The organism is Pseudomonas sp. Tn43, from assembly GCF_014192635.1.
In the GTDB taxonomy this organism is placed as follows: domain Bacteria; phylum Pseudomonadota; class Gammaproteobacteria; order Pseudomonadales; family Pseudomonadaceae; genus Aquipseudomonas.
Map to the genome: position 1 here is coordinate 508,265 of NZ_JACHYG010000003.1, position 24,062 is coordinate 532,326.

The 24,062-nt window shown below is 56.7% G+C and carries 27 protein-coding genes and 1 pseudogene; 10 read left to right on the top strand and 18 right to left on the bottom strand.

The window, feature by feature from the left end:
- Positions 1 to 129: 129 nt before the first annotated feature.
- From rimO to tsaA, 6 genes are all read left to right on the top strand, one after another.
- Positions 130 to 1,467, top strand: a complete 1,338-nt coding sequence (gene rimO, locus FHW68_RS10930; RefSeq protein WP_018926946.1) for a 30S ribosomal protein S12 methylthiotransferase RimO — start codon at positions 130 to 132, stop codon at positions 1,465 to 1,467.
- Between the two features lie 113 nt (positions 1,468 to 1,580).
- Entirely contained in the window at positions 1,581 to 2,054 is a 474-nt protein-coding gene (locus FHW68_RS10935) for a GNAT family N-acetyltransferase (protein WP_183680386.1), read from the top strand.
- A gap of 188 nt (positions 2,055 to 2,242) precedes the next feature.
- Positions 2,243 to 2,953 (top strand): rRNA pseudouridine synthase, encoded by a 711-nt coding sequence (locus FHW68_RS10940; RefSeq protein ID WP_095631631.1) that lies wholly within the window; start codon positions 2,243 to 2,245, stop codon positions 2,951 to 2,953.
- A 77-nt stretch (positions 2,954 to 3,030) separates the two neighbouring features.
- Complete coding sequence (locus FHW68_RS10945; protein ID WP_095631632.1) at positions 3,031 to 3,498, top strand: DUF1456 family protein; 468 nt, start codon at positions 3,031 to 3,033, stop codon at positions 3,496 to 3,498.
- A 160-nt stretch (positions 3,499 to 3,658) separates the two neighbouring features.
- A complete protein-coding gene (locus FHW68_RS10950; protein WP_095631633.1) occupies positions 3,659 to 4,429 on the top strand; it encodes an SDR family oxidoreductase in 771 nt (256 codons plus the stop codon).
- A 185-nt stretch (positions 4,430 to 4,614) separates the two neighbouring features.
- Positions 4,615 to 5,316, top strand: a complete 702-nt coding sequence (tsaA, locus tag FHW68_RS10955; protein WP_183680388.1) for a tRNA (N6-threonylcarbamoyladenosine(37)-N6)-methyltransferase TrmO — start codon at positions 4,615 to 4,617, stop codon at positions 5,314 to 5,316.
- Between the two features lie 145 nt (positions 5,317 to 5,461).
- On the opposite strand, the gene fpr is transcribed toward tsaA, so the two are convergent.
- On the bottom strand, positions 5,462 to 6,241 hold the full coding sequence (gene fpr / locus FHW68_RS10960) for a ferredoxin-NADP reductase (protein ID WP_003443014.1): 780 nt from the start codon (positions 6,239 to 6,241) through the stop codon (positions 5,462 to 5,464).
- Positions 6,242 to 6,362: 121 nt separating this feature from the next.
- Between fpr and FHW68_RS10965 the strand changes: the two genes are divergently transcribed.
- Positions 6,363 to 7,289, top strand: coding sequence for a LysR family transcriptional regulator (locus FHW68_RS10965; RefSeq protein ID WP_095631635.1), 927 nt, complete (start codon positions 6,363 to 6,365; stop codon positions 7,287 to 7,289).
- Here FHW68_RS10965 and FHW68_RS10970 read toward each other — a convergent pair.
- From FHW68_RS10970 to FHW68_RS10980, 3 genes are all read right to left on the bottom strand, one after another.
- A complete protein-coding gene (locus tag FHW68_RS10970) occupies positions 7,286 to 7,648 on the bottom strand; it encodes a diacylglycerol kinase (RefSeq protein ID WP_019580981.1) in 363 nt (120 codons plus the stop codon). The genes FHW68_RS10965 and FHW68_RS10970 overlap by 4 nt on opposite strands.
- A 76-nt stretch (positions 7,649 to 7,724) precedes the next feature.
- A complete protein-coding gene (gene erdR, locus FHW68_RS10975) occupies positions 7,725 to 8,375 on the bottom strand; it encodes a response regulator transcription factor ErdR (protein ID WP_095631636.1) in 651 nt (216 codons plus the stop codon).
- 229 nt (positions 8,376 to 8,604) lie between these two features.
- Entirely contained in the window at positions 8,605 to 9,348 is a 744-nt protein-coding gene (locus tag FHW68_RS10980) for a tRNA-uridine aminocarboxypropyltransferase (RefSeq protein ID WP_095631637.1), read from the bottom strand.
- A 189-nt stretch (positions 9,349 to 9,537) separates the two neighbouring features.
- Between FHW68_RS10980 and FHW68_RS10985 the strand changes: the two genes are divergently transcribed.
- Positions 9,538 to 9,963 (top strand): PA3611 family quorum-sensing-regulated virulence factor, encoded by a 426-nt coding sequence (locus tag FHW68_RS10985; protein ID WP_095631638.1) that lies wholly within the window; start codon positions 9,538 to 9,540, stop codon positions 9,961 to 9,963.
- Here the strand turns inward: FHW68_RS10985 and FHW68_RS10990 are convergent, their stop codons facing one another.
- Positions 9,964 to 10,158, bottom strand: coding sequence for a hypothetical protein (locus FHW68_RS10990; RefSeq protein WP_095631639.1), 195 nt, complete (start codon positions 10,156 to 10,158; stop codon positions 9,964 to 9,966).
- A 487-nt stretch (positions 10,159 to 10,645) separates the two neighbouring features.
- Between FHW68_RS10990 and FHW68_RS10995 the strand changes: the two genes are divergently transcribed.
- The gene (locus FHW68_RS10995) at positions 10,646 to 11,764 is read left to right on the top strand and encodes a TIGR00730 family Rossman fold protein (protein ID WP_183680390.1); all 1,119 of its coding nucleotides are present in this window, start codon (positions 10,646 to 10,648) and stop codon (positions 11,762 to 11,764) included.
- A gap of 44 nt (positions 11,765 to 11,808) precedes the next feature.
- On the opposite strand, the gene recX is transcribed toward FHW68_RS10995, so the two are convergent.
- The 7 genes and pseudogenes from recX to FHW68_RS11030 all read right to left on the bottom strand — a co-directional run bounded on the left by recX (position 11,809) and on the right by FHW68_RS11030 (position 16,642).
- Entirely contained in the window at positions 11,809 to 12,276 is a 468-nt protein-coding gene (gene recX, locus FHW68_RS11000; protein ID WP_183680392.1) for a recombination regulator RecX, read from the bottom strand.
- A gap of 8 nt (positions 12,277 to 12,284) precedes the next feature.
- Positions 12,285 to 13,337 carry a recombinase RecA gene (gene recA / locus FHW68_RS11005; protein WP_095631643.1) on the bottom strand — a complete coding sequence of 351 codons (1,053 nt, stop codon included), beginning with the start codon at positions 13,335 to 13,337 and terminating at the stop codon, positions 12,285 to 12,287.
- Between the two features lie 83 nt (positions 13,338 to 13,420).
- Positions 13,421 to 13,921, bottom strand: a complete 501-nt coding sequence (locus FHW68_RS11010; RefSeq protein WP_095631644.1) for a CinA family protein — start codon at positions 13,919 to 13,921, stop codon at positions 13,421 to 13,423.
- 80 nt (positions 13,922 to 14,001) lie between these two features.
- Positions 14,002 to 14,297: pseudogene (locus tag FHW68_RS11015) on the bottom strand (hypothetical protein).
- Positions 14,279 to 14,821, bottom strand: coding sequence for a glycoside hydrolase family 19 protein (locus tag FHW68_RS11020; RefSeq protein ID WP_183680394.1), 543 nt, complete (start codon positions 14,819 to 14,821; stop codon positions 14,279 to 14,281). The pseudogene FHW68_RS11015 and the gene FHW68_RS11020 overlap by 19 nt, the downstream one beginning before the upstream one ends.
- A 217-nt stretch (positions 14,822 to 15,038) precedes the next feature.
- Positions 15,039 to 15,386: a phage holin family protein gene (locus tag FHW68_RS11025; protein ID WP_095631646.1), complete on the bottom strand. Its 348-nt coding sequence runs from the start codon at positions 15,384 to 15,386 to the stop codon at positions 15,039 to 15,041.
- A 521-nt stretch (positions 15,387 to 15,907) separates the two neighbouring features.
- Positions 15,908 to 16,642, bottom strand: coding sequence for an XRE family transcriptional regulator (locus tag FHW68_RS11030; RefSeq protein ID WP_183680487.1), 735 nt, complete (start codon positions 16,640 to 16,642; stop codon positions 15,908 to 15,910).
- Between the two features lie 395 nt (positions 16,643 to 17,037).
- Between FHW68_RS11030 and FHW68_RS11035 the strand changes: the two genes are divergently transcribed.
- Positions 17,038 to 18,825 carry a hypothetical protein gene (locus tag FHW68_RS11035; RefSeq protein ID WP_183680396.1) on the top strand — a complete coding sequence of 596 codons (1,788 nt, stop codon included), beginning with the start codon at positions 17,038 to 17,040 and terminating at the stop codon, positions 18,823 to 18,825.
- A gap of 44 nt (positions 18,826 to 18,869) precedes the next feature.
- On the opposite strand, the gene FHW68_RS11040 is transcribed toward FHW68_RS11035, so the two are convergent.
- Genes FHW68_RS11040 through FHW68_RS11065 form a run of 6 tightly spaced genes read right to left on the bottom strand, consistent with a single transcriptional unit; the run spans position 18,870 to position 23,833 of the window.
- Positions 18,870 to 19,679: a glycosyltransferase family 2 protein gene (locus FHW68_RS11040; protein ID WP_183680397.1), complete on the bottom strand. Its 810-nt coding sequence runs from the start codon at positions 19,677 to 19,679 to the stop codon at positions 18,870 to 18,872.
- A gap of 14 nt (positions 19,680 to 19,693) precedes the next feature.
- A complete protein-coding gene (locus tag FHW68_RS11045; protein WP_183680399.1) occupies positions 19,694 to 20,050 on the bottom strand; it encodes an SMR family transporter in 357 nt (118 codons plus the stop codon).
- The gene (locus FHW68_RS11050) at positions 20,047 to 20,883 is read right to left on the bottom strand and encodes a sugar phosphate isomerase/epimerase (protein ID WP_183680401.1); all 837 of its coding nucleotides are present in this window, start codon (positions 20,881 to 20,883) and stop codon (positions 20,047 to 20,049) included. Before FHW68_RS11050 ends, FHW68_RS11045 begins: the two co-directional genes overlap by 4 nt.
- A complete protein-coding gene (locus tag FHW68_RS11055; RefSeq protein WP_183680402.1) occupies positions 20,880 to 21,659 on the bottom strand; it encodes an NAD(P)-dependent oxidoreductase in 780 nt (259 codons plus the stop codon). The genes FHW68_RS11050 and FHW68_RS11055 overlap by 4 nt, the downstream gene beginning before the upstream one ends.
- Positions 21,660 to 22,817, bottom strand: a complete 1,158-nt coding sequence (locus FHW68_RS11060; RefSeq protein WP_183680404.1) for an FAD-binding oxidoreductase — start codon at positions 22,815 to 22,817, stop codon at positions 21,660 to 21,662.
- Entirely contained in the window at positions 22,817 to 23,833 is a 1,017-nt protein-coding gene (locus FHW68_RS11065; RefSeq protein ID WP_183680406.1) for a glycosyltransferase, read from the bottom strand. Before FHW68_RS11065 ends, FHW68_RS11060 begins: the two co-directional genes overlap by 1 nt.
- Positions 23,834 to 24,062: the final 229 nt, after the last annotated feature.

Sequence of the window (24,062 nt, forward strand, 5' to 3'; positions counted from 1 at the left end):
CTGCATAAAGCTGGTCAAGTGCGCGTCTCATCGCTAGAATTGCGCACTTTTTGACCAGAGACGCAACATAGCGTCCGTCTGTCGCCTTGCCGTCTTCGGCTGGAGGCGTCACAAATACCGAGGTTAGACATGTCCACCACTCCTGCGCCGGCCAATCCAAAAGTTGGCTTCGTATCCCTGGGTTGCCCGAAAGCACTGGTCGACTCCGAGCGCATCCTTACCCAGCTGCGTATGGAAGGCTATGACGTTGTGTCCACCTATCAGGACGCCGACGTCGTGGTGGTCAACACTTGCGGCTTCATCGATTCGGCCAAGGCTGAGTCTTTGGAAGTGATCGGCGAAGCCATCAAGGAAAACGGCAAGGTCATCGTGACCGGCTGCATGGGCGTCGAAGAAGGCAACATTCGCAACGTGCACCCAAGCGTGCTGGCCGTGACCGGTCCGCAGCAGTACGAGCAAGTGGTCAATGCCGTGCACGATGTAGTGCCGCCGCGTCAGGATCACAACCCGCTGATCGACCTGGTGCCGCCGCAAGGGATCAAACTGACTCCGCGCCATTACGCCTACCTGAAGATTTCCGAAGGCTGCAACCACAGCTGCAGCTTCTGCATCATCCCCTCGATGCGCGGCAAACTGGTCAGCCGCCCGGTCGGTGACGTGCTCGACGAAGCCCAGCGCCTGGTCAAATCCGGCGTCAAAGAGCTGTTGGTAATTTCCCAGGACACCAGCGCCTACGGCGTCGACGTGAAATATCGCACCGGTTTCTGGAACGGCGCGCCGGTGAAAACCCGCATGACCGAACTCTGCGAAGCCCTCAGCACTCTCGGTGTCTGGGTGCGTCTGCACTACGTTTATCCGTACCCCCACGTCGACGAGCTGATCCCGCTAATGGCCGCCGGGAAAATCCTGCCGTACCTGGACATTCCGTTCCAGCACGCCAGCCCGAAAGTCCTCAAAGCCATGAAACGCCCGGCCTTCGAAGACAAAACCCTGGCCCGCATCAAGAACTGGCGCGAAATCTGTCCGGACCTGATCATCCGTTCGACCTTCATCGTCGGCTTCCCTGGCGAAACCGAAGAAGACTTCCAGTACCTGCTGAACTGGCTGACCGAAGCGCAACTGGACCGCGTTGGCTGCTTCCAGTACTCGCCGGTCGAAGGCGCACCAGCCAATGATCTGGACCTGGAGATCGTGCCAGACGACGTCAAGCAAGACCGTTGGGACCGCTTCATGGCGCACCAGCAGGCCATCAGCTCGGCGCGTCTGCAAATGCGCATTGGCCGTGAAATCGAAGTGCTGGTCGATGAAGTGGACGAGCAAGGCGCGGTTGGCCGCTGCTTCTTCGATGCCCCGGAGATCGACGGCAACGTGTTCATCGACAACGGCAGCAACTTGAAGCCAGGCGACAAAGTCTGGTGCAAAGTGACCGACGCCGACGAATACGACCTGTGGGCTGAACAGATCTAAACGCAAAAAATAAAAGAACCCCCGCTCTCTTGACGAGATGCGGGGCTTTTTTACGTCTATCGTTTTGTGAGAGAAAGAACTCGCGTCATTTCACGCAAGAGAGGCCCGCGGGCATGCGCCAACACTCGGTCATTCACACACCGAAACAGAGCGACTACGAAGAACTCACCCAAGTGTGGGAAGCCTCGGTGCGCGCCACCCATGACTTTCTGCCCGACAGTTACATCGAACTGCTGAAGAATCTGGTGCTGACCCGCTACCTCGATGCGGTGATGCTGATCTGCACCAGAAACTCACGCCAGCGCATCACCGGATTCGCCGGCGTGGCGGCGGGCAAGATCGAAATGCTCTTCATCGACCCGGCGCATCGCGGCAAAGGCCTGGGCAAGCAATTGCTGCGTTATGCCATGGAACACCTGAATGCCGACGAGCTGGACGTCAACGAACAGAACCCGCAGGCCTTGGGGTTTTACTTCAAACAGGGGTTTGAGGTTATCGGCCGCTCGGAAGTCGATGGCATGGGGCAGCCCTATCCGTTGTTGCACATGCGTTTGCGTCAGTCTCAACAATTGACGCGCAATGGCTGACGCACCATGGAACAAATGTGGGAGCTGGCTTGCCTGCGATTGCATCACCTCGGTGCAACTGACATACCCCGTTGTCTGCATCGCAGGCAAGCCAACTCCCACAAAAAAGCCGCACGGCGCAAATGGAGCCGGGATTAACCGGCGCCCAGCAGGTACAATGCCCACCCCTTTTTTGTTACGGCCCTGTCATGACTGACCCGATTCGTCTCTCCAAACGCCTCATCGAACTCGTCGGCTGTTCCCGTCGGGAGGCTGAGCTGTTCATCGAGGGCGGCTGGGTCACCGTGGACGGCGAAGTCATCGATGAGCCGCAGTTCAAGGTCGACACCCAGAAAGTCGAGCTCGATCCCGAAGCCAAGGCCACAGCGCCGGAGCCGGTGACCATCCTGTTCAATGTCCCTGCGGGCATGGATGCGGACACGGCCATGGCGACTATCAGCGCCGAGACCCTGAGCGAAGAACACCGCTTCGGCAAACGCCCGCTCAAGGGCCACTTCCTGCGCCTGACTGCCAGCACCGATCTGCAGGCCAATGCCAGCGGTCTGCTGGTATTCACCCAGGACTGGAAAATCCTGCGCAAACTCACCGCCGACTCCGCCAAGATCGAGCAAGAGTATGTGGTCGAGGTTGAAGGCGACATGGTGGCTCACGGCCTCAACCGCCTGAACCACGGCCTGACCTACAAGGGCAAGGAACTGCCGCCGGTCAAAGCCAGCTGGCAGAACGAAAACCGCCTGCGCTTTGCGATGAAGAACCCACAACCGGGCGTGATTGCCCTGTTCTGCCAGGCCGTCGGCCTGAAGGTCGTCGCCATCCGCCGCATCCGCATTGGCGGCGTGTCCATCGGCAAAGTGCCTTTGGGGCAATGGCGCTACCTGTCCGGCAAAGAAAAGTTCTAAGACTTTTCCCGCCGCCCTACATTTCGGCGCCGCTGGTTATGCGGGGCGCCCACTGCTGAATATCAGGATTGCACACCATGATTCATAACGACGTACTGCGCAGCGTGCGCTACATGCTCGACATCAGCGACAAGAAAGTCATCGAGATCATCAAGCTCGGCGGCATGGACGTGTCCATGGAAGACCTGCGGGCGTACCTCGACAAGAAAGAGGAAGACGAGGAAGGCTTCGTGCGCTGCCCGGACGAAGTCATGGCGCATTTCCTCGATGGCCTGGTGATCTTCAAGCGCGGCAAGGACGAAAGCCGTCCACCGCAGCCGATCGAAGTGCCGGTGACCAACAACATCATCCTGAAAAAACTGCGTGTGGCCTTCGAACTGAAGGAAGACGACATGCACGCGATTCTCAAGGCGGCCGAGTTCCCGGTGTCCAAGCCAGAGCTGAGCGCACTGTTCCGCAAATTCGGCCACACCAACTACCGTGCGTGCGGCGATCAGTTGCTGCGCAACTTCCTCAAGGGGCTCACTCTTCGAGTGAGAGCGTAAAGCAGCTGCAGGCTACAAGCCGCAAGCGGATAGTGTCTAGCTTGTAGCTTGTAGCTTGTAGCTGGGCCGTATGGCCCCCCATTCCTCGCAAAAATAGTGGCTCCGCTTCTGGCGGCTGACGACTAGGGTGTACTGACCCTTTGCCCTCAGGACTCGCCCTATGCACCCGTATTTTTCTCTCGCAGGCCGCACCGCTCTGGTGACTGGTGGCACCCGCGGTATCGGCAAAATGATCGCCAAGGCCTACGTCGAGGCCGGCGCCACCGTTTACGTGTGTGCCCGCGATGCCGACGCCTGTCAGCAAACCGCCAACGAACTGAGTGTTTTCGGGATTTGTCATGCGGTAGCTGCCAACCTGGCCCACGAAGAAGGCGTCCAGCAATTGGCTGCACACCTGAGTGAACAGATCGGTCAGCTGGATATTCTGGTGAACAACGCCGGCACCACCTGGGGCGCACCGCTGGAGAGTTACCCGGTCAAGGGCTGGGAAAAGGTCATGCAGCTGAACGTGACCTCGGTGTTCAACTGCATCCAGCAATTTCTGCCGCTGCTGCGCAAGGCCGGTTCGGCGGCGAATCCGGCACGGATCATCAACATTGGTTCGGTCGCAGGGATTTCGTCCTTCGGCGAACAGGCGTATGCCTACGGCCCGAGCAAGGCTGCCCTGCATCAACTGTCGCGGATTCTGGCGCGAGAGCTGGTGAGCGAACACATCAACGTTAATGTGATCGCACCGGGACGTTTTCCGAGCAAGATGACGCAGCACATTGGCAATGATGAGCAGGCGTTGGCCGAGGATACGGCGCTGATTCCGATGAAGCGTTGGGGCCGGGAGGAAGAGATGGCTGCCTTGGCGATCAGTTTGGCGAGTACCGCGGGGGCGTATATGACTGGGAATATTATTCCTTTGGATGGTGGGTTCAGCCTCTGATATTGGCGGTGCGACCATCGCGGGCAAGCCTCGCTCCCACCGGTTTTATGTCGTATACAAAATCTGTGTTCGCTAGAGAACCCTGTGGGAGCGTGGCTTACCCGCGATGAGGCCGGCTCTGCCACCACCCGACTCGAGGCCCTTCGGGTTATCATGCCGCCTCAACTCCGCCTCGACCCCAAACCATGACCTACACCGTTTCCCCCATCGGCTTCGTGCGTTCCTGTTTCAAGGAGAAGTTCGCCATTCCACGCCAGCCGCAACTGGCCCCGGCGGCTCGAGGCGTGCTGGAACTGGTGGCGCCGTTCGATCAGGGTGAAGCGGTGCAGGGGCTGGAACAGGTCAGTCATGTCTGGCTGTTGTTCCTGTTTCATCAGGCCCTGGAAGAAAAACCACGCCTGAAAGTCCGCCCGCCACGCCTGGGCGGCAACAAATCCATGGGTGTATTTGCCACTCGGGCGACGCACCGACCCAATGGCATCGGTCAATCGGTGGTCAGACTGGACAAGGTCGAAGCCAATCGGCTGTGGATCTCCGGCATCGACCTGCTCGACGGGACGCCGATTCTCGACATCAAACCTTACGTGCCCTATGCCGACATCATCGACACGGCATCCAACAGCATCGCCAGCGCCCCGCCATCGCTGATTCCCGTGCAGTGGGCAGACTCAGCGCTGCAACAGGCTCATGGTCACGCTCAGCGGCTTGAGGAGCCCTTGGTCGAGCTGATTGAGCAATGCCTGGCACAAGACCCACGTCCGGCGTACCAGATTCCTACACCAGAAAGGGAATATGGCGCGCAGTTCTGGGATGTGGATGTGCGCTGGCATTATCCGACGCCTGATGTGATTCGCGTTCTCGAAGTCATCCCTGTCCCCAACCTGTAGTAGCTGTCGAGTGAACACTCGACAGCTACTACAGGTTTAGTTCGGCATAAAAAAGCCCCCATTGCCTGCACAGGCAATGGGGGCTGATCGTTCCCACGCTCCGCGTGGAATGCACAGTGACGCTCTGCGTCACCCAAACAACGGCTTACTTCTCGACGAACGCACGCTCGATCAAGTAATCACCCGGCTCGCGCATCCGCGGCGAGACTTTCAGGCCGAAGCTGTTCAACACTTCGCTGGTCTCGTCGAGCATGCTTGGGCTGCCGCACAGCATGGCGCGGTCGTCCTGCGGGTTGATCGGTGGCAGACCGATGTCGCTGAACAGCTTGCCGCTGCGCATCAGATCGGTCAGGCGGCCTTCGTTCTCGAATGGCTCGCGGGTCACGGTCGGGTAGTAAATCAACTTGTCACGCAGGGCCTCGCCGAAGAACTCGTTCTGCGGCAAGTGCTCGGTGATGAATTCGCGGTAAGCGACTTCATTGACGTAACGCACGCCGTGGCACAGGATCACTTTTTCGAAACGCTCGTAGGTTTCCGGGTCCTGGATGACGCTCATGAATGGCGCCAGACCGGTACCGGTGCTGAGCAGGTACAAATGTTTGCCAGGTTTCAAGTCATCCAGCACCAGGGTGCCGGTTGGCTTTTTGCTGATGATGATCTCGTCGCCTTCCTTCAGATGCTGCAACTGGGAAGTCAGCGGGCCATCAGGCACTTTGATGCTGAAGAACTCGAGATGCTCTTCCCAGTTCGGGCTGGCAATCGAGTAAGCGCGCATAAGCGGGCGGCCGTTGGGCTGTTGCAGGCCGATCATCACGAACTGACCGTTCTCGAAGCGCAGGCCCGGATCGCGGGTGCACTTGAAGCTGAACAGAGTGTCGTTCCAGTGGTGAACACTGAGGACACGCTCGTGGTTCATGTTGCTCATGTACGTGGGACTCCTGGAGATTTGCCTGCGCCAATGATGTGCGCAATTGCAACGCATTCTAATGGCAGCGACAATATCTGTTAACTGGATTATTAAGATAAGGGTTATCGGTTATATCGATATGCGATTTACTCTCCGTCAACTTCAAGTATTCGTCGCCGTCGCCCAGCAGGAAAGCGTATCCCGTGCCGCATTAACGCTCAACCTCTCACAATCGGCGGCGAGCACTTCAATCACCGAGCTAGAGCGTCAGTGCAGTTGCCAACTGTTCGATCGCGCCGGCAAACGGCTGAGCCTCAACGCCCTCGGCAAACAGCTGTTGCCCCAGGCGGTGGCCCTGCTCGATCAGGCCAAGGAGATCGAAGACTTGCTCAATGGCAAGTCCGGTTTCGGTTCTCTGGCGGTCGGCGCGACCCTGACCATCGGCAATTACCTCGCAACCCTGCTGATTGGCAGCTTCATGCAACGTCATCCGGAAAGCCAAGTGAAGCTGCATGTGCAGAACACTGCCAACATCGTGCAACAGGTCGCGCATTATGAAATTGATCTGGGTCTAATCGAAGGCGACTGCAGCCATCCAGATATCGAAGTGCAGAGTTGGGTCGAAGATGAGTTGGTGGTGTTCTGTGCGCCTCAGCACCCATTGGCCAGACGTGGCATCGCGACCATGGAGCAGCTGAGCCATGAAGCGTGGATTCTGCGCGAACAAGGCTCGGGCACCCGGCTGACTTTCGACCAGGCCATGCGACACCATCGCAGCGCGCTGAACATTCGCCTGGAGCTGGAACACACCGAAGCGATCAAGCGCGCGGTGGAATCAGGTTTGGGGATTGGCTGCATTTCGCGCCTGGCGCTGCGCGATGCGTTCCGCCGCGGCAGCCTGGTGCCAGTGGAAACACCGGATCTGGACTTGGCTCGGCAGTTCTATTTCATCTGGCACAAACAGAAATATCAGACATCGGCGATGCGCGAATTCCTCGAACTGTGCCGCGCCTTCACTGCCGGGGTTCAGCGCAGCGACGAGATCGTCTTGCCCACTATCGCTTAAAGAAGAATCACCGCCCATACCAGCGCGATCATGCTCAACGCCACGAGTTGAGCAGCGCTGCCCATGTCCTTGGCGTTCTTGGACAGTGGGTGCAACTCAAGGGAAATGCGGTCGATGGCCGCTTCCACCGCCGAATTGAGCAACTCGACAATCAAGGCTAACAGGCAGACAGCAATCAGCAGCGCCTGCTCGACACGGCTGACGTTGAGGAAGAATGACAGCGGAATCAGGATGGCATTAAGCAATACCAACTGCCGGAAGGCCGCTTCACCGGTGAAGGCTGCGCGCAAGCCGTCCAGGGAATAGCCGGAGGCGTTGAGGATACGCTTGAGGCCGGTCTGGCCTTTGAAAGGTGACATAAAGTAGGCAACTGATCAAAAAGGAGTGGGGAAACTAGATGAAGCAAAGTCAAAAAAGCGTGAACACGTAGCGCCCTTAGTTACTCGAAATTGACTCAAGTTGTTGCAAGAGCAGCGCTGCCTGAGTCCGGGTCCGCACATTCAGCTTACGGAAAATGGCCGTGACATGGGCCTTGATCGTCGCTTCGGAAACGTTTAATTCGTAAGCAATCTGCTTGTTCAGCAAACCTTCACAAACCATGGTCAACACCCGGAATTGCTGAGGTGTCAGGCTGGCAAGACCTTCGCTGGCAGCCTTGGCTTCGGCGGAAACGCTCACCGTTTCAAAGGCCTGTGGCGGCCAGTAAACATCGCCATCGAGTACCGCGCGTACGGCTTTTTGAATGACATTCAAATCACTGGACTTGGGAATGAAACCGCTGGCGCCGAACTCACGGGATTTCACCATGATCGACGCTTCCTCCTGAGCCGACACCATCACCACTGGAATCTGCGGGTACTGCCCACGCAACAGCACCAACCCGGAAAAACCGTAAGCCCCCGGCATGTTCAGGTCCAGCAACACCAGATCCCAGTCGGCCTTTTCGTCCAGACGGGTTTCCAGCTCGGCAATGCTCGCCACTTCCACCAGACGGACATCCGGGCCCAGACCCAGGGTCAACGCTTGATGCAGGGCGCTACGAAAAAGAGGATGGTCATCGGCAATCAGGATTTCGTATGTGGCCATTTTTCAAATGATCCTGTTTTTTATGGGATGCCTGATGCATTTCAGGCCTCGCCAAAACAACTCGAGGTGCAGCCACGCAACGGCACCAACAGGGCACGTTCAACGCCAATTACCTAAAAAAAGCAGCGTTTCAAACTTGGCCGCGCCCTAATCGGCGCCCAGCATGCCCAGCCAAGCCAGGGTGGTCAAGTTGCCAGCAAGCCTGGTTCTTTTGCAGTATGGGCGATGATCAGAAAATGGCGGGCGCAGCGTGCTGTACAAAGGGCATCAGCTCAGCATGGGCCGGTGTTGCAACATTCATATCCAATTGATGTTTAGCGTCCAGGTAATGCTGGCTGAACACATCAAAATAAGCGTCCAGCGCCGACGCAGCGTCTGTATCGCCAGCCAGATCAAGGCACAGCGCCGCCACTTCGGCCGTGCACAGGTGCTCGCTGCGAGTGGACCTGCGTAACCGGTACCGGGAAAGCTTCTCGGGAAGCAGGCTCAGAATCGGGAACGCATCAAAATAGGGACTTTTGCGGAATATCTTCCGCGCTTCGGTCCAGGTGGCGTCCAGCAGAATGAACAATGGGCGTTTGGTGCTATCGACTTCGACGCTGTGGGTAACTCGCTCGGGTTCGACGTATTCGCCCGGAAACACCAGGTATGGCTGCCATTGCGGGTCGGCCAACAGCGCCAGCAATTGTTCATCGATTTCCGTGCGCGACCAAATGAATGCATGGTTGTCGCGCACCACATCGGCAATCAGCCAGCCGGTATTGCTCGGTTTGAACACTTCTTTATTGGTCATGATCAGGCACACACCGCTGCGGGTGTCGACCTGCGGGCGCCAGGCGCACAGGCAGTGGCTCTCGATCACACGGCAGGCCCGGCAACGGGTTGCTCGCCAGCCACGGGCCTGAATCGGCTTGATACCCTCTTCCTCTCGCTGATCGCGCAAGCGGGCTACGGCGTTGGGGGCGTGGTTCATCGTTGGCAACACCGGCAGACAGGAAAACTCGACACAAACGGTACTCGGCAAGGCAATAAAGGCCAGCAGTTTATCAGAGCAGCCGGCGCAAGCCTGTACCCTCCAGGCGGCCTCCCCTATAATTCGCCGCCACTGAACGCACAGTCACGTGACGGGTCGAATCACCAGTCACTGAACCAGGAGAGTTTCATGCTGCGCCTTATCGTTCCCACCGCTGCCATTCTGCTGGCGTCGTCCTTCAATGCTCAGGCTGCTTCCTTGAGTGAGCAGAATCTGAACAAAGAGCTGCGAAACGTCGCCGTACAAAGCAGCGTCGGCACTCCACGGGCGATCAACGAAGACCTTCTGGATCAGGGTTATACCGTCGAAGGCAATCAGCTGATCAATCATCTGAGCGTTCAGAGCAGCCACGCCGACAAGATGCGCGCCGATCCGAAAGCCGTGTACTTCCAGCTTGGCGCCTCCGTTTGCAGAAACGAGGGATTCCGCAAGCTGATGGCGAAGGGGGCGGTCATGCGCTACGACTTCACCGAAGTGAAAACCAATCGCCCGGTCGGCTCCGCAAGCTTTCAGGAATCGGATTGCCCGAAAGCCACCCCGACGAAGAAGAAATAATCAACGGGCGTTGGCGCGCCGCTGTTCATCTTCGGCGCGCAGCTCTGCCAACAACGCCTGCAGGTAACGCGAACGTCGCTCTCCGCCCTCCAGACGCCGACAGCACTCCTCTTCGAGACTCAAATGATTGGTCTCGGCTGATAACTTCAGCAATCGATACAATTGCGCATCGATTTCCAGAGTGATTCTGGGCATGGTTCCCGCCTCCGTGCACGCATTGATCATCTTGATCACGCGATTAAATCCCTGAATTACTTGAATATTACGTCTACCGTTGACGCAAATTTGTCGTGTCACGCCTGTCATTTAGTAAATCAGAGCGCAGGACAAACGGCTTGCGTTCAGACGAGCGGTGAAAGCACCTTGCAAATAGTCAATAAGCGATTGCCAGGAAAGACTTTGCGGCGCAATGATCAGGCAGCGCAAATCGTTGTGAGGGTCTAAATTCAAAGTGTTCACGTTGATTTTTTTCAGGGCAGAAAAGGGGCTGCCCATTGTGTGTCTTATTGTGCGAACGTTTCTTTCATTCAAGGAATAAGCAGAGCCCGTATGGATGGCTCGATTGCAAACGAGTCAAGTGGAGCGCCCAGGCAAGGGCTTGGGCAGACAGCGACACAAGGGGTGTCGCGGCACCGACGATTGTTTTGTCGGGCCAAGGGTTCTGTGCAGAAGGAGAAGTTGAATGCCTTACCAACCGAATGACCTCCTAAGCCGTCATTTTCAAGAAAGCGGCCACGACCTCACCAGCAAGGTCGAAGAACAACTCAACCTGGTTTCCCCCAATAGCCCCAACATCCCGATTTACCGCGACATGATCCTGACTGTGCTGCGCATGGCCCAGGAAGATCACAACCGCTGGAATGCCAAGATCACCCTGCAAACCCTACGCGAACTCGAACATGCCTTCCGTGTGTTGGAGCAGTTCAAGGGGCGACGCAAAGTCACCGTTTTCGGCTCGGCCCGCACGCCGATAGAACACCCACTGTATGGTTTGGCGCGGGAGCTTGGCGCCGCTCTGGCGCGCTCGGACATGATGGTCATCACCGGTGCCGGCGGCGGCATCATGGCGGCAGCCCACGAAGGTGCAGGCCTGGAACACAGCCTGGGATTCAATATCACCCTGCCTTTCGAGCAGCATGCCAATCCCACGGTCAATGGCACCGGGAATCTGCTGCCCTTCCACTTTTTCTTTACCCGCAAGCTGTTCTTCGTCAAGGAGGCCGATGCGCTGGTCCTGTGCCCGGGCGGCTTCGGTACGCTGGATGAAGCACTGGAAGTGCTGACTCTGATACAGACCGGCAAGAGTCCGCTGGTGCCCGTGGTGCTACTGGATGCGCCGGGCGGCAAATTCTGGCAAGGCGCGCTGGACTTCATTCACCATCAACTGGAGGAAAATCGCTACATCCTGCCGACTGACATGAAGCTGTTGAGTCTGGTCTACAGTGCCGAAGAGGCCGTGGAGCAGATCAATCAGTTCTACAGCAATTTCCACTCCAGCCGCTGGCTCAAACATCAGTTCGTGATTCGCATGAACCACAAACTCAGCGATCGGGCGCTGGAACACATGCAGAAGGCCTTCGCCGACCTGTGCCTGAGCGATCACTTCCATCAGCATGCCTACAATGGCGAGGAGCACGACGAACCGCAGTTCAGCCATCTGGCGCGACTTTCCTTCACCTTCAACGCCCGCGATCATGGCCGTCTGCGGGAATTGGTGGATTACATCAACCTGCCGGAAAATTGGGCCCAGTCCAAACCCCGGGCGCAACAACGCGCGCGTGAGCCATTCAAGGTGACGTGAGGCAAAAAAAAACGGCCCGCTATCGAAATAGCGGGCCGTTTTATTTAATCGTCGATCCCTCGGCCACTGAACAAGCGACTGATCATTTCCATGGAATATCCCCGATAACTCAGAAACCTGCCCTGTTTGGCACGTTCCTGAGCATCTATCGGTAAATGCCCGGAAAATTTGCGCCGCCAGGTGTCTTCCAGTTGTTCCTGCCAGTTGATTCCGCTCTCTCGCAAGGCGAGTTCGATGTCAGTACGTTGCAGGCCGCGCTGACTCAACTCTTCGCGAATTCGCAAAGGGCCATAACCGGAACGGGCACGATAGGAAACGAAGCTCTCGAGGTAACGGGATTCGGACAACAGACCCTCTTCCGTCAAGCGGTCGAGCGCTGTGTCGATCATTTCAGGGAGGGCGCCGCGCTGACGCAGTTTACGCGTCAGCTCGACTCGACCATGCTCGCGTCGCGCGAGCAGGTCCATTGCGGTTCGCCGCACCGCGACGAGTGTATCGAGTACGGCGGTCATCGGATCAATCAGATATCAGCGTCAGCCATGTCATCAGCCGTCTCTTGGATTGGCGATGCTTTGGCGTCCGGCGCTGGGGTCAGCAACTTGTCACGCAGTTGCTTCTCGAGCTTGGCGGCGATTTCCGGATTGTCTGCCAGGAACTTGGCCGAGTTAGCCTTACCCTGACCGATCTTGGTGCCTTCATAGGCATACCAGGCGCCGGACTTCTCAACGAAACCATGCAGCACACCCAGGTCGATCATCTCACCATTGAGGTAGATGCCCTTGCCGTAAAGAATCTGGAACTCGGCCTGACGGAACGGCGAAGCCACCTTGTTCTTTACGACTTTGACACGAGTTTCGCTACCGACAACTTCATCACCTTCTTTCACCGCGCCTGTACGGCGGATATCCAGACGAACCGATGCGTAGAACTTCAGCGCGTTACCCCCGGTGGTGGTTTCCGGGCTGCCGAACATTACACCGATTTTCATACGGATCTGGTTGATGAAGATCACCAGGCAGTTGGCGTTCTTGATGTTACCGGTGATTTTACGCAGCGCCTGGGACATCAGACGGGCTTGCAGGCCCACGTGCATGTCACCCATTTCGCCTTCGATTTCAGCCTTTGGCACCAGAGCGGCCACGGAGTCGACGATGATCACGTCAACCGCGTTGGAACGCACCAGCATGTCGGTGATTTCCAGGGCCTGCTCGCCGGTGTCCGGCTGGGAAACCAGCAGGTCGTCGACGTTGACGCCCAGTTTGCCGGCGTACTCAGGATCAAGAGCGTGTTCGGCGTCGACGAATGCGCAGGTCGCGCCGGCTTTTTGAGCCTGGGCGATCACCGACAGTGTCAGGGTGGTTTTACCGGAGGATTCAGGACCGTAGATTTCAACGATACGGCCTTTTGGCAGACCGCCAATGCCGAGCGCGATGTCCAGACCCAGAGAGCCAGTGGAAATAGCCGGGATCGCCTGACGGTCCTGATCGCCCATACGCATTACGGCACCCTTGCCGAATTGACGTTCGATCTGACCCAGGGCCGCAGCCAAGGCTTTCTTCTTGTTGTCGTCCATTAAAGTCCTCACGTAATCAATAAGGCCTGACGGCCAACACCTGTATAAGTAGCCAGTATTATTCCACAGCGTTTCAGGATCGCCTACCCCTGATTTGAGATTTCTCCAGCGGCATGGCGCAGCAGCCCCTCTAGCGCGGCCTTCACCGTTTGTCGGCGGACCTCGTCACGGTTACCGGCAAAGTACTGCACCTCGCTGAACACCTGCTCACCGACGCCCCAGGCCAGCCAAACCGTGCCCACAGGCTTGCTCGGCGAACCGCCATCCGGCCCCGCCACACCGCTAACGGCCACGGCAAAACGCGCCCGGCTTTTTTCCTGCGCGCCGCGGACCATGGCCTCGACCACCTCCCGACTGACCGCACCAACGGTCGAAAACAATTCGGCAGGGACATCCAGTTGCTGGGTTTTCTGACGGTTGGAGTACGTAACGTAACCTGCCTCGAACCAGGCCGAACTCCCTGGAATACGGGTGATCGCCTCGGCAATCCCACCACCGGTACAGGATTCGGCCGTGGTGACGTGGGCATTGAGAACCTGCAAGCGTCTGCCAAGTTCAGCGGCCAGCTGAGTGATATCTTTCACGGCTCTCTCCTGATCGAGCGGAATGAGGCCTACCGTACACGAGCCGATCACGCTTGCAAGGTTCAGAATCGATCAAAATGTTAGGGAGCGAGGGCTCTGACATGGGCCTGACACGCCTGCAGGGCAATCAGTCCGCTATCGCCTGCGTCGGTGATGGCGATAATTCGTTGAGCATGCGCCGGGGGCTCGCTACGTCGCGACTGCCACTGTCAACTGGTCGAGTTTCTCGGCCTGCAACCCGTTCCGCCAGTTGCCGGCCATAAAGCCAGTCCTGCAGTCGCCAGGCCAGCGCCGCCGAGCCGCCGGCCAACACAACCGGAAACACAACAACGCCAATGATGCGGTAAGACATCAGGATCAAACCGAAGGCTGGCATAACACCGCCCTCGCCCGCGCCCAGAGATGCAAGCGATCGTGCAAACCGTTCAGGCCGCCGTTGATGCGGCGGGTGATGCTGTTGAACTGGTCGCGGTCGGCCAGTTCATTGAAGCCATTTTGCTCCCAGAACCAGGCAGCCGATTCAGCGGCCCACCGGGGCTTTTCCAGAAGTTCTGGCAAAAACAGCAAACGATCATCACCGAAGAGTCCGAGACTGCACTGACGGTAATTGTCGCGACCCGTGATCTGAATCAGGCCTCGGCCACGGTATTTTTGACCGTCGCCGTCGGGCTCTGGCGTATTACCCAAGCGCATAGCCAGTGCGTATTGAGCGCAGCCCAACTCACGTATGTACTGCAACTGCCCCGACTCATGACCGAGTTGCGCAAGGAACGCAGCGATGCGTTTCGGGGTATTGATGTTGCGGTGGTTCATGGCGATGTTGAGCGCAGAAATGAAAACGCCTGCTTGGGAGCTGGCGTTGGGCATAACGATCTGTAGTTGTTGCTGCGTAACGGTCATATAGCCTCCAGAATGCCGGCGGCGACTCGATCTACAAGACTTGGGCAGTGATCACGCAGTTGGTCAATCAGTGGAATGATCTTCATCGTTTTCACCGGGTAATAAAACCCCGCTTGAGTGCGGGTTTGAGTGAAAGGTACTGGCCGTGGGAAACCCGCGTCCGTGCGGGTCGGATGCCGGTAGGCATCGCTGCTCGCCATTCCATTGGGCTTTGTATTCAGTGATCCTGGCGGGTATCTGGCGGCGGCACTTCGCAAACGCCAATCCGCTTGGCCGCCCAGCGCTCATAAAGGCCGATGGCGACATCCGCTCCAGCCATCGCCGTCAGACAACCGAACGCCCCAGCCGCCCAGATCGACATGCCGGCGGCGTACAGCAGCATGATGGCCGAGACCCCGCAGATCATGCAGGCCCCGGAGCGCAGCGCCAGGCGTCGCAGCAGCGACCAGCCACGGGCGCCCTCCTTGTCGGCGCGCCACATTTCGCCGGACACCCCGCCCACCAGGGCGAGAACGATGACCAGCCAGATCGGCATGTCCAGCAACGCTTGTTGCTCGTTTGTCATGTCACGCCTCCTGGGGGTGATTGATGAGTGATGTGTGTTGGGATCAAGCGATGTCTCTTGAGGTCGGCATTCCAAAAAGCCCGGTTGCCCAGGCTTTTCAGTAATGCGGTCCTTCGCCTTCCTTTAATCCTGTGTTCAAAAAAGGAAGCTGACCTTTCGGCGCTACTGGCGCGGTACGAGTCCATTCAAATTGTTTTTCCGACCGCGGTCCCTGCCCGCCGGATAACTGCTTGTGGTGCTTTACGCTGCACACCCGGGCCAGTTGCCAACCCTCTGAACCGTTGAGGCCGGTTCATCGCTGCCTTTGTGGTGGAACTAAAGAGCTTCGTTTCGAGCCGCCTTGTTGGGCCGCTTGAGACAAAGAATATGCATGGATGCATATACAATCAATGCACAAATGCATTTATTTATGCACTGGTAATGCACAGACGCATGAAAGCCCCGCAAGCAAAGGCGTTGGCGGTTTTTGACAGGCGAAAAAAAACCCGCCGAAAAGCGGGTTTTATCTGACAGCGGTGAGGTTAACGGGCGTACATGCCCCACCAGAAGACATGACCGAGGATGACAATCTGCTCTTCCTGGATTTCCTGGAAGCTGTAGTCCTCGTCCGGATGCTCATCGCGGTTGAAGCTGCGCAGGCGAATCCCTGTCGGCAGGCGATAAAGCTGTTTCACCCGCAACTGGCCGTTGTGATTGATGGCGTACAGGTCGCCGTCAATGATGTCGCCAATCCCGCATTTACCGGCATTCACCCCGACCGTGGCGCCATCGCGCAACACCGGCAACATGCTGTTGCCGCGCACGGTCACGCATTTGGCCTGGTCGAATTGCACACCATTGTGGCGCAGGCTGCGCTTGCCGAAGCGCAGGCTAGAGCGCTCACTCTCTTCGATGACGAATCTTCCTGATCCAGCAGCCAATTCAACCTCGCGAAGAAAGGGGACCGACACCTCGTCGTCATCGACTGGCGTATCGTCGTCCCACAGGCTTATGTCCTTGAGTTCCGAATGCGACTCATCGCGCCCAACGCTGGCGGCCTGCGCGACATCCGCACGGCCACGCAACTGGTCGGTGCTCACGGCAAAGTAGTCGGCAATTTTCGAAATATGTTTATCCGAAGGATCGACGATCTTCCCGCTGAGGATCCGCGAGAGAGTGGATTGAGGCACGCCGGTGCGACGGTGAAGCTCCGTGGGGGAGATCCCGTGCTGATCGAGCAGCGCTCTTAAGACAGTAGAAACATTGCGTTTTTGCATAACGCGCATAGTGCTTGATCTTTTTTCGGAAGACAAATGCTGATTCGCATAATACGAACATGGAACGTACATCGGAGGCATTCATGCCTGCGAGGTGCGGATCGCCCATGCTTGCGCCCGCCGCGAAAAGTCTGACAAGCACACTTCCTAATCCTTGACCGATTTTGCACCCTACGCAAAACGAGAAAGCCCCCGAATCTTACGATCCGGGGCTTTTTTGTGGACGATGATTTAGCAGCAAAATCTTGAACGGCCTGGAACCACTCCCAACCTTGGAGGATTCACCCTGAATTTCTTGAGCGTTTAAGTTAGTATCCCGGCGCTATCACTTAATTTGGCTCTGAGCCCAACAACGGTTTCAGAGGTTGATCGCACCTTCCAGGCAGGAGAAAAGGGTGACACAGGTATTAGTTGCGTATTTTGTTTTTTTGGGACTTAGCGCCTTCGTCTCGAGGCTATTTATTTCCAGGTACCACACCGAACACATCATCTCGCTGATTTTCACGATGATTGTTCTTTATGTATTCGGTTGCGTGCAACAACTGGGGGTCGGGATCAAAGTCGTGATCGCCTGTGCGGTGATTGGCGGCGGCCTCTCATTGTGGAGATTGCTCAAGGGTGGCGAGGGGCGCTTCGCATTACTGCGTCAGGCCGTCGAACTCGCCATTTTCTTTGCCATCGCACTGATTATTTCCTGGGGCGCGGAATATTGGGTCTGGGACGAGTTCTCGCATTGGGGAGCGGAAGTCGAGTTTTTATCCATCACCGGCAATTTGCCGATGGCCAAAGAATCACTGGTGTTTCCAAACTATATTCCCGGCATCACGCTACTGAGGTACTTCGCCACCACGCTATTGGACGGTAGCGGCGTGAGCGCGTCCTACTTCATGACTTGGCTGTTCAGTCTGGCGTGCCTGTACTGCGTTGCCTATTCACAATCCGTCAGCAAGTGGCTGGTCACTCTACTCGTCATATTCTTTACCTACCTGGCTCTTTTCCAGTCCCTGGTGCTGACGCTTCTGGTCGATCCGCTGCAGGCACTCCTATTCCTGTGCGCCCTACGGTTCGCGCGCGAGACCGACAATGAGAGCTTCTGGATCACGTTATTTTCGGTTGCTGGTCTGGTATTGCTCAAACATGTCGGCATCATTCTGGCGGTTTTCGTCTGCGCCTACTTCGTCGCCAACCGTTACTTGATCGCCAAACAAGACCTCAAATCCACGTTGATCAAGGGCTGTGTGCTCTTTGTTCCGGCGGTAGCGATCTATGCCTCATGGGAGATTTATGTAGCGGCCTATGACATGGTAATAAAATTTCGAGGGCCTTCAGTGCTGTTCATGGGCCCAGGGTTCGTCAGCAATACGGCATCGGGCATTCACCATGTCCTGACGAACCTGTTCCCCCACGCAAACTTCCTTGCTCCCGCCTATCCATTGGCGATTTTGACTCCAGGCATACCGCTGTGGGAGTTTATTTGCCTGATGACCGGTTTTGGGTGGCTGGTGAATTTCAGCACAAAGACTGATAAAAAATCAGCGGCGCTGGCATTCGCGCTTCTATTATTGACAGGCGTCGGTTACTTGTTTTTCCTGGCTTATGTGACAGTAGCCTCGGGTTGGTTCAACGATGTCCAATCTTTTTCTCGATACTTCCTTGTCGTGTTCTTCGCTACATTCCTCTTACTGTTCCTAGTGGCAAGGGAAAACCTCTCGATCGTGCGCGGCCTTTTGATTGCGATTGCCATGGCAGCGTTGAGTTATGTCGTTGCTCCGCCTATGGAATCGATTTTTGTTCAGAGCAAAAGACCGTCTGTTCCCCTGAACGAGGAATACCGGATCAAAGCTGCACAATTGAAAAAATACGCAACCGGCACCGAACTTATTTTATACATCGACGGGAAAGACTCGAGCTTCGGGTATTTCATGTTCCGGCAAAAAACGCTGCCTTTGAGATACATGTCGTATAACCAGACATACTTTATCCATCAGAGTGACAGTGAGATCCAAGACAGACTCAACCTTTTCCGCAAAAGGCTGTGCAGGTTTGATTATGTGTATGCCGACAACTCGTCGGAAGAGTTCTGGAAGCGCAATGCTTCCGTGTTCGACATACCCGGCGGCCATGTCTACAAAGTCACCCGAGTCGATGCCCAATATTGCTCTGCGACTCTGCTGGAAAAATAAGCATGGCTGGTAACGGCGCCACCCGGCGCCGTTACTGGTGGGTCTCACCGCGGGTTGAACTGCCCCCGACACGCCTTAAACAGTATCTCCAACACCGACAGATTGCCCTTGAAGGTGCTGATCTTCGTCGGTACCTCGCCTTTGGGGTAGCGCCGCACCGTCGGCAACTCCACGCAGCGGTAACCCAGTTTTGGCGCGCGATAAGACAGATACGCCAGCAACTCGTAAGTCATGAACACATCACGAAAAATTGCTACCTTCGGGTCCAGCAACAGCTTTCGGCTGTATGCGCGGAATCCCTGGGTGGTGTCGGTCCATTTGAAACCGGAAGTCAGACTCAACATCGGTGCGTGGATGAAGCGAATTGCAAAGTCCCGCGATGCAGGGGTGTTTTCCGCGACGCCACCGTCCACGAAGCGCGAGGCCTGGACAAAGTCGACACCCTGCTGGAGAGCCTCGATAAAACGCGGGATGGCATCAGGATCGTCCTTGTCGTTACCATCGATGGTGACAACACCTTCATAACCCTGATCCATCGCAAATGCATAGGCACAGCGCAATTGTGCACTGAGCTTGCCTGGGCCGGTCTTGACCAGCAGGCCACGAACACCGACCTGTTGCAACGCATCCAGCACCAGAGAGCCATCGGTGCTGCCACCATCGACAATAATGATGTCGGCGTGGGAGGCGATGCCCAGTGCAGCCATCCTGGCCAACAGGTTCTTGATCCGGTCACCTTCGTTGATCAGCGGAATGACCACGCAAAAGGCATGCTGACGGCCCAGCCACAGCGGTTTATCAAAGGCAGGTACCTGCCAGGTGCTGCGCACGACAGGGTCAATTACAGAAGACATAATTTTGTGTTCCATCAGGCCACGCGCGCCGTAATCAGCGCTACGCCGGAAATTACCAATAAAATCCCTGCCCCTGTCGTCCAGTGGAAGGGCTCACGAAAAATAAGGATGGAGGACAGTGCGACGGCCGCCACTGCGCCCGCCGTCAACACCGGGTGTGCAACGTTCAGTGGCAGGCGAGCGAGTGCCGCGGCATAGAGCAGGAACGCCGTGCCGTAAAGACCCAGTCCCAGCCAGAACGGCCAGTTGTTCAACGCGCTCATCGGATCGGCAGACGACGGAAACCGACGAGGCGGCGTCATGGCAATCTTGATCAGCACACTGGCCGACGCGTTGGACAAGATGCCCAGGATCAGAATCATCCACTTCATTGAACCCTCCCCTCATCTCGAACGCAGTAGAACTGAATGGCTTTGGCCAACGCACGTTCAATCGAGACGATATGCGGCTCGTTGGCAGTGGCGACCATTTCGATGGACACCACATGCTCCGGCAGATAGCACTGCACGGCAGCACTCATACTCCCGTGTTCGGTGCCACCGTCACCCAACGGCACCAGGTTCGGTTCACTGGCATGCACATGGCCGATCAGCTCGGCACTATCTTCCAACAGCGCCAGAGGGTTTTCCTCATTGATGGCCAGCGCACCGGTATCCAATTGCATTCGGATGGCGGGATGAGCAACCTGGCGCACCACATGCGCAGTTTCAGGACTGGTGGTCATGAAGTTCGCGCCGTAGCAGACCGGGTTCGGTTCCAGGCAAATGAAGACACCATTGGCTTGGGCGACATCGCCCAACTTGCGGAAAAACCTCACTGCTGCGTCCAGAGCCTGCTGATCATTCAGGCCGGTTCGATCGCGATTTTTCGGCGAACCGAACACCAGGCGCGTGGCCCCCAGCTCCCCGGCAATCCGGCAGATCGCGCTCAGGTGTCGCAACAACGCGGCCTGACTTTCATTAGAGCCAAACACGTTCAGCCCGGTGGTGCCAAACAGCAATGATTGCATGCCGGTGATTTCGATCCCCCGCTCAGCCCACCAGCCTTTGACCCGCGCGATGTCTTGGGCGCTAGCATCTGTTGGCACGGGGAAGTATTTGCCTGGCGCAATATCAATGGCATCGACGCCATAGCGTTGCAGCAATTCAGCCACCGCTTGATCTTCAGCGACGTCCCAAGCGATGTTGGAAATTGCCAGCCTCATGGATTCACGACCGCACGTGGCTCGGATTGCGCATAGGCCCTGACCGCCTGCAGGGTTTCACGGGTACTGTACTGATAGCGACCGGATGCCCCAAATACCGACGCATGGCGCGTTTGCATGTCGTAGAACCCGATCGGGTTACCCAATGTGGTGTCGAACGTCTGACCGAACCCGCCCAGCGAAACATCCGCCACGCTGATCGGCGCTGCGGTGAGATGTACCAGCTTCAGTCCAGCGTGCAGTGCCAATTGGATGTCATACCAGAGATTGACCATCGGATAGAACTGAAACACACCACGGCTATCGATCGCCTGCAGATTGTTGTCGTTCAAGAAGTCGAAGATCACGTTCTTGCGCAGGCCCGGGCCTACCAGCCCTGGGAGGCGAACGATCAGGTGCTCGGGGAAATGCGCCTCGACGAACTTCTCCAGCAAACGACGGTGCAAACCATAAGCGTGCAACTCGGTCTCATCCACGGGAGTGTCTTCATCGACGTCCACCGCTTTCTTGAACACATCGACTGTGCTGATGAGGATGAACCGGCGACAGGTGAGTGTCCTCAGGTGAGCGATCAAACCTTCGATTTTCAATCGATCGGCTTCCGGTTCACGGTTGGCGATCCACTTTTGCGCAGGTGCACCAGCGCATACCACCGTATCGAACGATTGCCCTTCAATATCGGCGATGTTGGTCGAACGATAAAGCGACTCGAACTGCGCTTGCTTGAGTAGCGTCCCTCCCACAAAACCCGAGAAACCTATCAATGCATTGTTCATTTATTGCTCCTGGCTGTTCCCCGGCTGACTCGTTGGAAATTCTTCTGAATCGAGCTTTTCCAGAACATCGTAAACATTGTCGATTTTTCCGCCCAATACCGAATAACAACCCGGCAGCTCGGCATGTTTCTCAAACAAAATGGGCCGACCATCGTCACTCTCATTCTTCACCAGCACTGTCTTGATTTCGAACAGCGACTCCACATAGCGCGCATCGAGCATCGCCGGGATGTACCGGCCGACGTCGCGAATCATCCGATCCACACGGCTGACACGGTCGTATTGCGACAGTTTTTGATAGGGATCGAGACCCTGCTGGTCATTCCAGTGCAAATGCGGGGTATAGCGGACATGGGACAGTGTATGCAGACCGCGAGCCGGGAATGGCATCATCGAAAAAAATGGCCCATCCATCACTGTTACCCCCAAGTCGTCCAGAGCCGGAGGCATCTGCATCAGTGCCATCTCGGTGATCTCCTGCTTCAGACCGGTGCTGACGCCGGGGAAATCTCCAGTCAACTGATTGAGGCCACTGTAACTGCAGTTGAATACATACCGGCTGGACAACTGCTCCAGGATGCCGTCGCGTCTCTGGACCGTAACGTTCAGCGCTGCGTCAGTCGATCTCGAAATCGCCGTCACTCGAGTCTGATAACGAATCTGCACTCCGCTCTCGCTGAGCTCACGCTCAGCCCAGGCGGCCAGTTTCGTACTGTCGAACGCGTATTCCTCGACCAGAAACACTTCTTCGATCAGTCGGGGATCAAACAGTGCATGCAAACCTGGGTCCGCTACCTGGATCTCGGCACCGATATTCCGGCAAAACCGTTCGAACTGCCGAGCCGTGCATTTCGAGTTGCGGCGGGCGATGGCATAGAGCTTGGTGAGATCAGTCTTGACCGCCTCTGGCCAGTCGCGGACAAAGCGGGGCAAATTGACCCGGCTGCGATAGGCCGTGGTAAAGCTACGCGGGTAGTGAAAACCGTTATGCACCCGCGCCTGATTATTATAGGAGGCGCGCGTCATTAACTGCGGTTCCCGCTCTACGAGTACTACGCGCTTGAGGCCACGTTGTCTGGCCAGGTAAACAGCGATGACAGCGCCGTAAAACCCGCCGCCGATCACCACCACATCCTGATCGGGATGCCGGTTCTGCATCAGGAAACCCTGTCACTGACGATCGTGGCCGGCTTTGAGCTCACCTCTTCAATATTCAGTTTCTCCAGACGAGTCATGCGCGCACTGGTGAACTCCTGACCCACATGGTATCTGGGCCCTTCGTTTGACAGACTGGCCATGTTCAGGATGTACTCGCCCAACACCAGTAGCACCAGGGAAATAAGGAAAAACATCCCTGACTGCTGCAACGAAACGCTGATCCAGCCCGGCGCTACATCGGTTTTCAGCAGGCCGACAGCGACGACATAAACGCAATAGACCAGATTGGCCAAGGCCCCGAACAGCGACAGCGTGGTTACCAGACGCATCGGCGCTCGGGTGGTCGAGACCAGCAGGCGCATCCCACGGTCGATGCTCTCACCCAAGCGTTTTTTCGGGCACGCTTTGGGCATCGAGCTATAACTCAGGTAGGCACGGGAAAACCCGCCCGTAGCGGGCAAGTGACGATAAGTGACCGTCGGCTGCGGGTGCTGAAGAATGAAATTGATCACACTTTTACTGAGGATTCGGTAGAACGGGGCCTCTTTGGCGAGGTGCACACCGTTGAACCAGTTATAAAGCCCATGAAACAGCGTGAACGCCCAGCGGTACGCCAGACTCTGAAGCGGTTTCTGCTCATTGTTGGCAAACACCACATCGGCACCTCTGACCGCCTGATCCAGCATTTCAGGCAAGAAGCCGATGTCATCCGCCAACGGATCGATTACCGCCACGAAATCCCCTAGCGCATTCTCCATTCCGACCCAAGAGGCCGCATCGGTGTCCACTTCCTGGGTCAGGGCATACACCTGCAGATTGGCCAGTCCCTGTTCACCGGCCAAACGTTTCATGACGGCAATACTGTCGTCATCCGAGGCGTTGTCGACGATGATCAGTTCATAATCACTGACAATCTGGCCGATAACAGACGCAGCATCCGTGAGGATTTTCTCGATCGAGAGCGCTTGATTGCGCACGACGAAAACCACGGATAGGAAACAGGGATAAAAATCCATTTAAAGTTCACTTCAATGTTTAAAGGAGTAATTAAAAAAGATCGCGCAGCATGATACACCGCTTAGGTTCGATCCAGGCACCTCTGCCGCTCGCCCCGCTATTTTCGCAATCCCGTCGAGACGCCGCCACAAGCGCAAATGCTCAGGCATCATACTGCCGGCTCCCGACTCACAATCACCAGGCATGTTAACCTTGCGTCATGTGCTGACCCCGCGAGCTATAGAGTCG